Consider the following 13,017-nt stretch of genomic DNA (forward strand, 5'->3'; position numbering starts at 1 on the left):
AGGCAACCGTCACATGGCGGTCATATGGGGGCTTCAAGATAGTCGGCTTTATCCAGCCACCTTCCTTAAGACCCCATGCCCTCCAAAACCGCTGTTACACCATCCCGTTTGCAACTGGCCCTGGCCGCCGCGGGCTTATGCGCGCTACATGTCGCCGCCACCGCCGCGGAGGCAACCGGCGGCGCGCTGTCGACGGTTGTCGTCACCGCCACCGTCGAGAAGAAAAAACTGGCCGACAGCGTCGGCGGCGGCGCCCTGGGACGCAAGTCCGAACTCGATACGCCCTTCTCCACCAAGGCCGTCAGCAGCGACGAGATCGAGGACCGCCTGGCCACCAGTATCTCCGAAGTGCTGAAGTACGACGCCTCCGTCACCGCCATCAGCCCGCCGATCAGCACCCACCCCGCCACCATCCAGATGCGCGGCCTGCGTCTCGACGACTTGAACGGCTACAAGGTCGACGGCCTGGCCAACATCAACCGCGGCACCGAAATGCCGCTGGAGATGTTCGAGAGCGTCGAGGCGCTCAAGGGCCTGACCGGCTTTATGTATGGCTTCGGCTCGCCCGGCGGCACCGTCAACTATGTCAGCAAACGCCCCACCACCAACCGGAGCTTCAGCGCGGCGATGGGCTACCAGGAAGGCGGCGCGGTCAAGGAACATATCGACATGGGCGGCCGCGCCGGCGAGGAAGGTGGTTTCGGCTATCGCGTCAACCTGCTGCACGAAGACGGCGACCTGCACGAGGAAGGCGGTTCGATCAACCGCAACGCCGCCGGCCTCAATCTGGAGTGGCGCATCGCCGACGACCTGGCGCTGACCTACGATGCGCTGTACCAGCGCCGCCGCAGCGTTGGCGGCACCGACGTCGTCATCTCGCCATCGGTCAAGGTGCCGGCGCCGATCGCCGGCGACAGCAAGCTGAGTAGCGTGGGCGCCGGCAGCGACGTCGAATACTCGCTGTTCACGCTCGGCCTGGAATACCGCCTCGCGCCGGACTGGACGGCCAACATTTCGTACCGCACCTCCGACTCGAGCCGCGTCTACAAGAAGGACCAGTACTACATCGGCAACGACAAGGGCGACTACCGCGACCGCGTCACCTCCGAGCTGCACGACTACGGCTTCGACCAGCTGCAAGCGACGCTGCAGGGCAAGTTCGATACCGCCGGCCTGCGGCACGAGGTGGTTGCCGGCGTCGTGACGCAAAAACTGGAATCGGAATCGTCGATTGTCACGCCCAAGACCTATCTGGGCACCGGCAACCTGTACGCGCCGAACATCCTGAACGTCGCCGGCGTCAATTACAGCGGCGGCACCTACCGCGACGAGGCCACGCGCCAGGAGGCGGTCTTCGCCAGCGACACCGTAAAACTGACCGACAACTGGTCGGTGCTGGCGGGCGCGCGCCACACCCGCTTCAAGGATACCGCCTACTCGACCAAGGGCGCCGTCAGCGCCGAGTACCCGGCCAACAAGACCACGCCGACCGCCGCGCTGATGTTCAAGCCGGCAGCCGACACCACCGTGTACGGCAGCTACGTCGAGGCGCTGGAGCAAGCCGCGGCCGCGCCAACGTCCACCGTCAACGCCAACCAGGTCTTCGCCCCGATCAAGAGCAAGCAGACCGAGATCGGCGTCAAAACGGAACACAGCCTCTGGAACGCCAGCGCGGCGCTGTTCCACATCGAGCGCGGCGCGCAGTACGCCAACGCCGCCAACGTCTACGTGGCCGACGGCCAGACCAAGTACCAGGGCCTTGAGTTCAACAGCGTGGTGCAGGTGGCGAAAAACCTGTCGATCGAAGGCGGCATCATGCTGCTCGACGCCAAACTGGAAGACGCCGCGCCGGGCTACAGCGGCAAGCGCGCGGTGGGCGCGCCGCGCCGCCAGGCCTCGCTGCAGGCGACCTGGCGCGAAGTGCTGCCAGGACTGGCGCTGCATGCCGGCACCAAGTACCTGGGCGATTTGACGACGGACGCGGCCAATGTCAACCAGCTGCCGTCTGTGGCGCTGTTCGACGCGGGCTTCAACTATCGCCACCACTTCTTCGGCAAGATGGTCAGCCTGCGCGCCAACATCTCCAATCTCGCCAACCGCAAATACTGGACCTACTACCAGGAGAATTACCTGAACGTGGGCGCGCCGCGCACCGCCAGCGTGAACGCGCGGGTGGACTTCTAGGCATGAAAGCACTCCCCCTGGCGGCGGGCGCCGCGCTGTCCCTGATGTTGTCAGACGCTTCCGGCCAACAGTATTACCAGACCAAGACGCCCTATCAAGCTCCCGGGGACGGCACCGTCTACGAGGCGCCGCCGCCGGGGTATCGGGCCGTCTCGACGCAACTGCTGGCGCGCCACGGCTCGCGTGGGCTGAACGGCTTCAAGACCGATCTGGCGCTGTACCGGCTGTGGCAACAGGCGGAAAAGGAAGGCGCGTTGACGCCCCTGGGCGCGCAACTGGGACCGGACATCCTGACGCTGATGAAGGCTAACTTCCTGCTCGGTTACGGCGTGGCCGGCATCGGCAAACCGGGTTACGGCAACGAGACATCGCAGGGCGTGGCCGAACACGCGCAGTTGGCGCAGCGCATGCACCGGCGCCTGCCGGAGCTGTTTCGCGACGCCGCCGCCAAACGGCGCGCCATCGTCGTGGTCACCTCCGGCAAAGACCGCGCCGTCGATAGCGGCTACTTCTTCACCCGGTCGCTGGTGGCGCGGCAGGCCGGCCTGGAACAGTTGCTGACCTATCCCGCCTCAATGGCCCCGCGCGGCGAAGCCGACCACGCCAGCCGCCCGGCGGGCACCGACCGCTACCTGCTCTACTTCCACAAGCTAAGCGCAAAACAGGACAAGCCGACCGTTCCCGCCGATCCGCTGCACGCGACTTACCAGGCCAGCCAGGCCTACCAATGCTGGCTGCAAAGCGACGAGCTGCGTGAACGCAAGGCGGCAATCATGGCGCAACCACGTTTGGCGGAGGCTGCGCGCGCCACGCTCGAACGCCTGTTCCAGCCGGCGTTTGTCGCCGCGCTGGATCACGGCAGCCACCATGTCGCCAACACGGGCGGCTTCAGCTTCAGCAGCGCCGACGGCAAGTTCACCAACACGCTGGCCGGCGACGGCGACACCGAAATCGCCTCCGCGACCGACGCCGCGCTGGCGCTGTACGAACTGTATGCGGCGGCGGCCGACATGCGCAACGAGGTGCCGGCCGACTTCACGCGTTACGTGCAGCCCGCGCAAGCGGGCGTGTTCGCGTCGATCGAGGATGCGTTGGCCTTTTACGAAAAAGGCCCGGGCGTCGCCGAAAACGGCGACCTGACGTGGCGCATGGCGCGCACCCTGCTCGACGATTTCTTCGGCGAGGTGGACGCCGTCGCCAGGGGCGACATGCGGCACGCGGCCAAGCTGCGCTTCTCGCACGCCGAAATCGTCATCCCGATGGCCGCCCTCCTCGGCCTGCCCGGCATGTCCGGGCAGCTGCCGCGCGCCGCCATGTACAGCTACGAGAACAGCGGCTGGCGCGGCGAAGCGGTGGCGCCGATGGCCGCCAACCTCCAGTGGGATGTCTATCGTAACGCCAAGGGCCGCACGCTGGTGCGCCTGCTCTACAACGAAAAGGAGAGCGACTTCAAACCCGCTTGCGACGCCGCCAAGGTCGCCGCCAGCAGCCGCTACTACGATTATCAAAAACTTAAAAGATGCTATAAAGACAAATAACCATCCGACCTATGGTATCGAACATTGTCTATTGATCTATATCAGAAGTATTGCACTGGCGTTAACCCAACGTTTGATACGTGTCAGCGCAAACATCAATGTTTTTCTGGTGCTACACTCGAAATGTCTTTGTCCTCATTGAAAGGCACTTCCATGAACCAGATGTCCAGGCGACAGTTCCTTAGGGTGACTGGCGCGACCATCGCGGGTTCGAGCATCGCGCTCCTCGGCTTTGCGCCGGCAACGGCCCTGGCCGAAGTCCGGCAGTACAAGCTGGCGCGCAGCACCGAAACCCGCAACACCTGCCCCTACTGCTCCGTAGGCTGCGGAATCCTGATGTACGGCCTGGGCGACGGCGCGAAAAACGCCACCGCCAAAATCATCCACATCGAAGGCGACGCCGACCACCCGGTCAACCGCGGCACGCTTTGCCCCAAGGGCGCAAGCCTGATCGACTTTATCCACTCCCCGAATCGCTTGATGGTGCCGGAATACCGCGCCCCGGGAGCCGCCGAATGGAGTCCGATCGCCTGGGACGACGCGCTGACGCGCATCGCCAAGTTGATGAAGGCCGACCGCGACGCCAACTTCATCGAGAAAAGCGCCGACGGCAAAACCGTCAACCGATGGACCACGACCGGCATGCTGTGCGCGTCGGCCGGCTCCAACGAAGTAGGCTACTTAACCCATAAAACCATGCGCAGTCTGGGCATGCTGGCATTCGACAATCAAGCACGCGTATGACACGGTCCGACGGTGGCAGGTCTTGCCTCGACATTTGGACGTGGTGCGATGACGAATCACTGGGTGGACATCAAGAACGCCGATGTCATCCTGGTCATGGGCGGAAACGCCGCTGAAGCACACCCTTGCGGATTCAAGTGGGTCACGGAAGCGAAGGCGCATCGTGGCGCCAAGCTGGTCGTGGTCGATCCGCGCTTTACCCGAACCGCTTCGGTAGCCGACTATTACGTCCCTACCCGCACGGGCTCGGACATCGTATTCCTGGGCGCGATCATCAACTATCTGCTCACGAACGACAAGATCCAGCACGAATACGTCCGCAACTACACGGACATGCCGTTCATCGTCCGCGAGGACTTCGCCTTCAACGACGGCCTGTATTCGGGCTACGACGAGGCGGCCGGCAAGTACACGGACAAGAGCAGCTGGAACTACGAAATGGGCGACGACGGCTACGCCAAGATCGATCCCACGCTCGAACATCCGCGCTGCGTGTACCAGCTGATGAAGAAGCACTACTCGCGCTATACCCCGGAGATGGTGGAGAAGGCCTGCGGCGTGCCGCCGGAGAAATTCCACAAGGTCGCCGAGATGCTGGCGTCGACCGCCGTTCCCGGACGCGCCGCGACCATCCTGTACGCCCTGGGCTGGACCCAGCACTCGACCGGCGCGCAAACCCTGCGCACCGGCGCGATGGTGCAGCTCCTGCTGGGGAACATCGGCATCGCCGGCGGCGGCATGAACGCTTTGCGCGGCCACTCCAACATCCAGGGTCTGACCGACCTGGGTCTGTTGACCAATATGCTGCCCGGCTACCTGACCCTGCCCGGCGAGGCGGAACAGGACTGGGAAGCCTATGCTGCCAAGCGCGCGCTCAAGCCTTTGCGTCCGAACCAGCTTAGCTACTACAGCAACGCCAAGAAGTTCCTGGTCTCCTTCATGAAGGCCTGGTGGGGCGACGCCGCCACCGAGGAGAACAACTACGCGTTCGACTACCTGCCCAAGCTCGACAAACCCTACGACATGATGCAGGCTTTCGAGCTTATGCATCAGGGGAAGATGAACGGCTATATTTGCCAGGGCTTCAACATCCTGGCGTCGGCGCCGGACAAGCAGAAGATCACCGAGGCGCTGTCGAAGCTGAAATTCCTGGTGGTGATGGATCCGCTGGCCGTGGAAACGGCGGAGTTCTGGCGTCCGTTCGGCGAGTTCCACCAGGTCGATCCAACCAAGATCATGACCGAGGTGTTCCGCCTGCCGACCACCTGCTTTGCCGAGGAGCGTGGTTCGCTGGTCAGCTCCTCGCGCGTGCTGCAATGGCACTGGCAAGGCGCCGAAGGCCCCGGCCAGACCAAGAGCGATCTGGAGATCATGTCCGGCATCTTCATGCGCATCAAGAAGATGTACCAGACCGACGGCGGCAAATTCCCCGACCCGATCCTCAACCTGACGTGGAACTACGCCCAGCCTCTGAGCCCGCAGCCGGAGGAGATCGCGATGGAGTTCAACGGCAAGGCGCTCAAGGAACTCACCGATCCGAAAGACCCGACGAAAGTCATCCTGAAGAAGAACGAGCAGCTGGCCGGCTTCGCGCAGCTGCGCGACGACGGCAGCACGGCCTGCGGATGCTGGATCTTCGCCGGTTCGTGGACGGCCGCCGGCAACCAGATGGGCCGCCGCGACAACAGCGACCCGACCGGCATCGGCAACACGCTGAACTGGGCCTGGGCCTGGCCGGCCAACCGCCGCGTGCTGTACAACCGCGCCTCGTGCGACACCAAGGGCAAGCCGTTCGACCCGACCCGCAAGCTGGTGGCCTGGAACGGCACCAACTGGGCCGGCGCGGACGTACCGGACTTCAAGGCGGACGAACCGCCTGAAAACGGCATGGGTCCCTTCATCATGCTGGCCGAGGGTGTGGCGCGCTTCTACTCGCGCGACGCCATGGCCGAAGGTCCGTTCCCCGAGCACTACGAGCCCTTCGAGACGCCGATCGGCCACAACCCGCTGCATCCGGCGAACCCGCGCGCCACCAGCAATCCGGCCGGCCGCATGTTCCCGGGCGACAGGGCGAAGCTGGGCAAGGCGAACGAGTATCCGCACGTGGCGACCAGCTACCGTCTGACGGAGCACTTCCACTACTGGACCAAGCACGCGCTCCTGAACGCGATCATCCAGCCGGAGCAATTCGTCGAAATCGGCGAAGACCTCGGCAAGGAGCTCGGCGTCTCCCATGGCGACCGTGTCAAGATCAGTTCCAAGCGCGGACACATCGTGGCGAAAGCCGTGGTGACCAAGCGTATCAAGGCATTGACCATCGACGGCAAGAAGACCCACCAGGTCGGACTGCCGATTCACTTCGGGTTCAAGGGAGTCACCAAACCGGGCTACCTGATCAACACCCTGACGCCGACGGTTGGAGACGGCAATTCACAGACACCGGAATTCAAGTCGTTCCTGGTGAAAGTGGAAAAAGCATGACGGCCCGAGGAGAATAAAACATGGCTTTACAATCACTTGATATCAAACGAATGTCGGCCACCACGGTGCAGGCACCGGTGGCGCGCACGCCGGCCACCGGCACCGTGGCCAAGCTGATCGACGTGTCGAAGTGCATCGGCTGCAAGGCATGCCAGACCGCCTGCATGGAGTGGAACGACCTGCGCGACGACGTCGGCGAAACCACCGGGGTGTACGACAACCCGCTCGACCTGACGCCGCAATCGTGGACCGTAATGCGGTTCTCGGAGCACGAGACCAGCGACGGCAACCTCGAATGGCTGATCCGCAAGGACGGCTGCATGCACTGCGAGGACCCGGGCTGCCTGAAGGCCTGTCCGGCCCCGGGCGCCATCGTCCAGTACACCAACGGCATCGTGGATTTCCATCAGGAGAACTGCATCGGCTGCGGTTACTGCGTCGCCGGCTGTCCGTTCGACGTGCCGCGCATCTCCAAGAAGGACGACCGCGCCTACAAGTGCACCTTGTGCTCGGACCGGGTGGCCGTCGGCCAGGAACCGGCCTGCGTCAAGACCTGCCCGACCGGCGCGATCGTCTTCGGCACCAAGGAGGACATGAAGGTGCATGCCGCCGATCGCATCGAGGACCTGAAGTCGCGCGGCTACGCCAACGCCGGCCTGTATGATCCGGCCGGAGTCGGCGGCACGCACGTGATGTACGTGCTGCACCACGCCGACAAGGCGCCGCTGTACCATGGGCTGAAGCAGAATCCGAGCATCAGCCCGATGGTCGGTTTGTGGAAGGGCTTGACCAAGCCGCTCGCGCTGGCCGGCATCGCCGCGACGGCGCTGGCTGGCTGGTTCCACTATTCGCGCGTCGGTCCGAATGAGGTCAGCAAGGACGAGGAAGCCGAGGCGCTGCATGAGGCCAACCGGATCAGGGAGAGCAAAAATGAGCACACCTGAAAACAAACCCCTGCGCGACAAGGACGGCAACCCGCTGATCGAGCGCTACACGCCCAATGAACGCAGCAACCACTGGGTCACCGCCATCTGCTTTATCGTGCTGACGGTGTCCGGCCTCGCCATGTTCCATCCGGCGACGGCGTGGATGGCGGTATTCCTCGGCGGCGGGCAATGGACGCGCATCCTGCATCCCTTCTTCGGCATACTGATGTTCGCCTCGTTCGCGCTGCTGGTGGTGCGGTTCTGGCACCACAACCGCTTCGAGAAGGGCGACACGCAGTGGCTCAAGCAGGTCGGCGACGTGGTCAACAACCGCGAGGAAAAGCTTCCCAGGGTCGGCCGCTACAACGCCGGCCAGAAGGTGCTGTTCTATGTACTGATCCTGTGCATGCTGGGGCTTCTGTTCTCGGGCATCGTGATCTGGCGCGCGTACTTCGCGTTCTACTTCCCGATCGAAGTGGTACGCTTCGCCGCGCTGCTACATGCCTTCTGCGCGTTTGTGATCATTTGCTCTATCGTGGTGCATATCTACGCGGGCATCTGGGTCAAGGGGTCGATAGGCGCGATGGTGCGTGGCACGGTCACCTACGGGTGGGCGCGCAAGCACCATCCCCGCTGGTTCGAGGAAGTCGCGCGGAGCACCAACAAACCGCGCGATTGATTTATTAATTTGGGATTAGAATAGTTCCCAAGCCGGCGGCCAGGATCGGAAGCGCCGCCGGCAAAATGGGAGACATCTTTGGTACAACGTCTGCTTGAACCGGGCGAAATCGAATCGCTCGATCACAATGCCATACCGCGCCTGCTGCTGCCGCAAGCACGCAGCCTGTTCACCGCGCGCGCCGCGCGCCTGCGCCAGTTGGCGAACAACGACATCACCGGAATTCCCGTCGGCGAATCGATGCAGGGCTATCTCCAACTGATGGCGGCCCTGGTCGATGCGCAGGCCGCCGTCGCCGCGTCGTTGCCGGCCGAGACGTTCATGCTGCCGGATGCGGCGGACATCGCGCTGTCGCTGGAGCACAATATGCCGCCGCTGCCGGTCAGCGGCGCCCGTCCGGCGTCCTGGCGAACCGTGTTCGCCGCCATCCTGGATCAACTCGATCCGCTGGTCAAGGAGCAGCCGCACATGGCCGGCGTGCTGGCGCAGCTGCGCGAACTCGACGCCGCCCAGCTGGAAGGCTGCGCCGACGCCGTGCTGGCGGAAGTGACCGAGGGCGTCGATCCGCTGCACGCGCCGTTCGTCGCCGCCGCGCTGCAGGTGGTGTGGGCGATGCGCGCCAGCCAGCTCGATTCCCCGGCGGTGCAACCGCTGGTAACCAACACCTTGTGCCCCGTGTGCGGCTCGCACCCGGTGGCCAGCGTAATCCGCATCGGCGGGCAGTCGCAGGGCTACCGCTACCTGCATTGCAGCGCCTGCGCCAGCGAATGGCACATGGTGCGGGTCAAATGCTCGTGCTGCGAGCACACGTCCAGGATCGCCTATCAAAGCCTGGAAACGAACGAGGACAAGGCCGAAGTGGCCGCAGCCGACCCCGCGCCGATCAACAAGGCCAACGACCCAAGCAAGGTGGCGCGCGCCGAGACTTGCGACGATTGCAAAACCTACCGCAAGATCTTCAACCAGGAGCACGACTTCAACGTCGAACCGCTGGCCGACGATCTGGCCAGCCTCACCCTGGACCTGCTGGTCGGCGAGGCGGGCTATGCCCGAGCCAGCGGCAATCCGCTTTTGTGGTTCAACGCCGCATGAGCGGCCCCGCCAATTCGGTGAAGCCGGCCGGTGCGATCCACCTCCCGGCCGTGCATCTGATACTGTCGGATGCCGGCTGCGAGGCGCTGATCACGGAATACGGCCGTTTGCAGACGACTGAGGCGGCGCGCGCGATGCTGGCCGAGTTGCGCGGCCAGCTGGTGGCGGCGCGCGACGGCTCGGGCCACGGCCCGGTCGCCACCGACACCTCCATCCCCACCCTGCTGACGATGCTGGCCGCCCGGCTGCGCGAGTCCAACCGCTCGCCGCTGCGCCCCGTCTTCAACCTGACCGGCACCGTCCTGCACACCAATCTGGGACGCGCCCTGCTGCCCGACAGCGCGGTGCAGGCCGTGGCCGAGGCGCTGCGCTGGCCGATGAACCTGGAGTGGGACATCGACACCGGCAAGCGCGGAGACCGCGACAACCTGGTCGAGGAACTGCTGCTGGAACTGACCGGCGCCGAAGCGGCGACCATCGTCAACAACAACGCCGCCGCCGTGCTGCTGATGCTGAACACCCTGGCGCAGGGCCGCGAAGTGATCGTCTCGCGCGGCGAGCTGGTGGAAATCGGCGGCGCCTTCCGCATCCCCGACATTATGACGCGCGCCGGCGCCGTGCTGCGCGAAGTGGGCAGCACCAACCGCACGCACCTGAAGGACTACGCCGAAGCGGCCGGCCCGCAGACCGCGCTGATGATGAAGGTCCATTGCAGTAACTACGCGATCACCGGTTTCACCAAAAGCGTCGAGCTGCCGGAACTGGCGCCGCTGGCGCGCAAGCACGGCATCCCGACGGCCGTGGACCTGGGCAGCGGCACCCTGGTCGACCTCGAACAATACGGCCTGCCACACGAGACCACGGTGCGCGAAACCATCGCCGGCGGCGCCGATCTGGTGACCTTCAGCGGCGACAAGCTGCTGGGCGGCCCGCAGTGCGGCATCATCGTCGGCCGCGCCGACCTGATCGCGCAAATCAAAAAGAATCCGCTCAAGCGCGCGCTGCGTGTCGGCAAACTGACCCTGGCCGCGCTGGAGCCGGTGCTGGCCTTGTACCGGGCGCCGGACCTGCTGCCGGAGCGTCTGACCACCCTGAAGCTGTTGACGCGCCCCGCCGCCGCCATGCGCGAGCAGGCGCAGGCCATCCTGCCGCAACTGCAGGCGGTGCTGGGCGAAGGCTACGTGGTGGGCGCGGAACCGATGATGAGCCAGATCGGCAGCGGCGCCCTGCCCGTCGATCAGTTGCACAGCCACGGGCTGGTGATACGCGCAGCCGCGACGGTCCGTACCGGCAACGCGCTGGGCGTGCTGGAACAGCGCCTGCGTGGGCTGCCGTTGCCGGTGATCGGCCGCGTATCGCAGGACGCGCTGTGGCTCGATCTGCGCTGCCTGGACGACCACCAGCAGCAGCGCTTCACCGAACAACTGCCCCTGCTGGCGCATACACCCGCATGATCGTCGGCACGGCAGGTCATATCGACCATGGGAAAACCACGCTCACGCGCGCGCTGACGGGTGTCGACACCGATCGCCTGAAGGAAGAAAAGGCGCGGGGCATTTCCATCGAACTGGGATACGCCTACGCGCCGCTGGCCAACGGCGACACCCTTGGCGTGATCGACGTTCCCGGCCACGAAAAATTCATCCGCACGATGGCGGCCGGCGTCACCGGCATCGACGCCGCGCTGCTGGTGATCGCCGCCGACGACGGCATCATGCCGCAGACGCTGGAGCACCTGGCCATTCTGCGGCTGCTCGGCGTGCGGCGCGGCGCGGTGGCGCTGACCAAGATCAACCGCGCCGACGCGCAGCAACTGGAACGCGTGGAAGCCGACATCGTGGCGCTGCTGGCGCGCACCGATTTCGCCGGCGCGCGGATCTTCCGCACCAACGCCACCAGTGAAGGCGACGCCGGCGTGAAGGCCCTGCTGGCGCATCTGACGGACATGGCGGCCGCGTTGCCGGCCGCCGATGAGCGCCGCCTGTTCCGCCTCGGCGTCGACCGCGTGTTCACCTTGTCCGGCCAGGGCACCATCGTCACCGGCACCGCGCTGGCGGGCAGCGTGCGCGTGGGCGACACGCTGCAACTGGCGCCGGGCGCGCAGCAGATGCGGGTGCGCAGCATCCACGCGCAGAATCGCGCCGCCGACATCGGCCGGGCCGGCCAGCGCCTGGCGCTCAACCTGAGCGGGGTATCGAAGGACGACATAGCGCGCGGCAGCTGGATCGTCGCGCCGGCCCTCGCCGCCTGCTCCGAACGCATCGACGTCGAACTGACGTTGACGCCGGATTGCGGCGTCACCCTCAAGCCATGGTCGCCGCTGCACGTGCACTTGGGCGCGGCGCACCATGTGGCCAACATCGTACCGCTCGACGGCGAGACCTTGGCGCCGGGCGGCAGCGGGCGCGCGCAGCTGGTGCTCGACGCCCCGGTGCACGCGGTGCCGGGAGACCGCTTTGTGATCCGCAACGCCCAGGCCACCGCCACCATCGGCGGCGGCGTGGTGCTCGATCCCTTCGGCCCGGCGCGCAAGCGGCGTGGCGCGGCGCGACTGGACTGGCTACGGGCGCTGGCCGATTTCATCGATGGCGACAAGGACGGCGACGCGGGCGGCATCGGCGCGCTGCTGGCGCGCAGCCCCCTGGGCTTGCGCGTGTCGACGCTGGTGCGGCTGTCGCAGCTACCGGCAGGCGAGATCCTGGCGCCGCCGGGCACCGTCGAAGTGTCGCTGCCCGGCGGCGACGCGCTGCTGATCGCGGCGGCCGAAGTGGCCGCGCTCGAGGCGCGCATCCTCGCCGGCCTGTCCGAATTCCACGACCGGGCGCAGGACGAGGCGGGACCGGAGCTGTGGCGCCTCAAACGCATCGTCGCACCGGAGATGGAGGACCGGCTGTGGAGCCGCCTGGTCGAGACGCTGACCGCCGCCGGGCAAGTCAAGCGGCGCGGCCGCAGCCTGCATCTGCCCAGCCACAGCGTGGAGTTGACCGAAGCCGAACAGGCGCTGGTCCAACCGCTACTGGTGTCCTTGCACGCGGGCCGCTTCGATCCGCCGTGGGTGCGCGATCTGGTGCGCCAGCACGGGTTGCCGGAGGAGGAAGTGCGGCGCCTGCTGCTCAAACTGTCGAAGACCGGCGAGATCAGCCAGTTGGTGCCGGATCTGTTCTACCATCCGGCGCCGCTGGCCGAGCTGGCGGAGTTGGTGGCGACTTTGCCCGAAGTGCAAGCGTCGTCGTTCCGCGACGCCACCGGCCTGGGACGCAAGCGCGCCATTCAAATCTTGGAGTTCTTCAATCGCGTCGGCTATACTCGGCGCGTCGGCAACGTCCACCTGATCCGGCCCAACGCGGTCTGGTCATTCAGCGCGGACTAGCGC

At 65.6% G+C, this 13,017-nt stretch carries 8 protein-coding genes; all 8 read left to right on the forward strand.

Annotation, left to right across the window (positions count from 1 at the left end):
- Window positions 1-75 precede the first annotated feature (75 nt).
- The 8 genes from AC07P1_RS01200 (at window position 76) to selB (ending at window position 13,014) form a co-directional block, all read left to right on the forward strand.
- Entirely contained in the window at window positions 76-2,184 is a 2,109-nt protein-coding gene (locus AC07P1_RS01200) for a TonB-dependent siderophore receptor (RefSeq protein ID WP_494694123.1), read from the forward strand.
- Window positions 2,185-2,186: 2 nt separating this feature from the next.
- Window positions 2,187-3,722, forward strand: a complete 1,536-nt coding sequence (locus AC07P1_RS01205) for a histidine-type phosphatase (RefSeq protein ID WP_494694124.1) — start codon at window positions 2,187-2,189, stop codon at window positions 3,720-3,722.
- A 153-nt stretch (window positions 3,723-3,875) separates the two neighbouring features.
- Window positions 3,876-6,947, forward strand: a complete 3,072-nt coding sequence (gene fdnG / locus AC07P1_RS01210; RefSeq protein ID WP_494694125.1) for a formate dehydrogenase-N subunit alpha — start codon at window positions 3,876-3,878, stop codon at window positions 6,945-6,947.
- Window positions 6,948-6,967: 20 nt separating this feature from the next.
- Window positions 6,968-7,891 (forward strand): formate dehydrogenase subunit beta, encoded by a 924-nt coding sequence (gene fdxH / locus AC07P1_RS01215; protein ID WP_494694126.1) that lies wholly within the window; start codon window positions 6,968-6,970, stop codon window positions 7,889-7,891.
- A complete protein-coding gene (locus AC07P1_RS01220) occupies window positions 7,878-8,552 on the forward strand; it encodes a formate dehydrogenase subunit gamma (RefSeq protein WP_494694127.1) in 675 nt (224 codons plus the stop codon). Before fdxH ends, AC07P1_RS01220 begins: the two co-directional genes overlap by 14 nt.
- A gap of 78 nt (window positions 8,553-8,630) precedes the next feature.
- A complete protein-coding gene (gene fdhE / locus AC07P1_RS01225) occupies window positions 8,631-9,644 on the forward strand; it encodes a formate dehydrogenase accessory protein FdhE (RefSeq protein WP_494694128.1) in 1,014 nt (337 codons plus the stop codon).
- Window positions 9,641-11,098 carry an L-seryl-tRNA(Sec) selenium transferase gene (selA, locus tag AC07P1_RS01230; protein ID WP_494694129.1) on the forward strand — a complete coding sequence of 486 codons (1,458 nt, stop codon included), beginning with the start codon at window positions 9,641-9,643 and terminating at the stop codon, window positions 11,096-11,098. Before fdhE ends, selA begins: the two co-directional genes overlap by 4 nt.
- Window positions 11,095-13,014 carry a selenocysteine-specific translation elongation factor gene (gene selB, locus AC07P1_RS01235; protein ID WP_494694130.1) on the forward strand — a complete coding sequence of 640 codons (1,920 nt, stop codon included), beginning with the start codon at window positions 11,095-11,097 and terminating at the stop codon, window positions 13,012-13,014. The genes selA and selB overlap by 4 nt, the downstream gene beginning before the upstream one ends.
- Window positions 13,015-13,017: the final 3 nt, after the last annotated feature.

It is taken from the genome of Duganella sp. GW821-FHT07F09 (assembly GCF_059418705.1).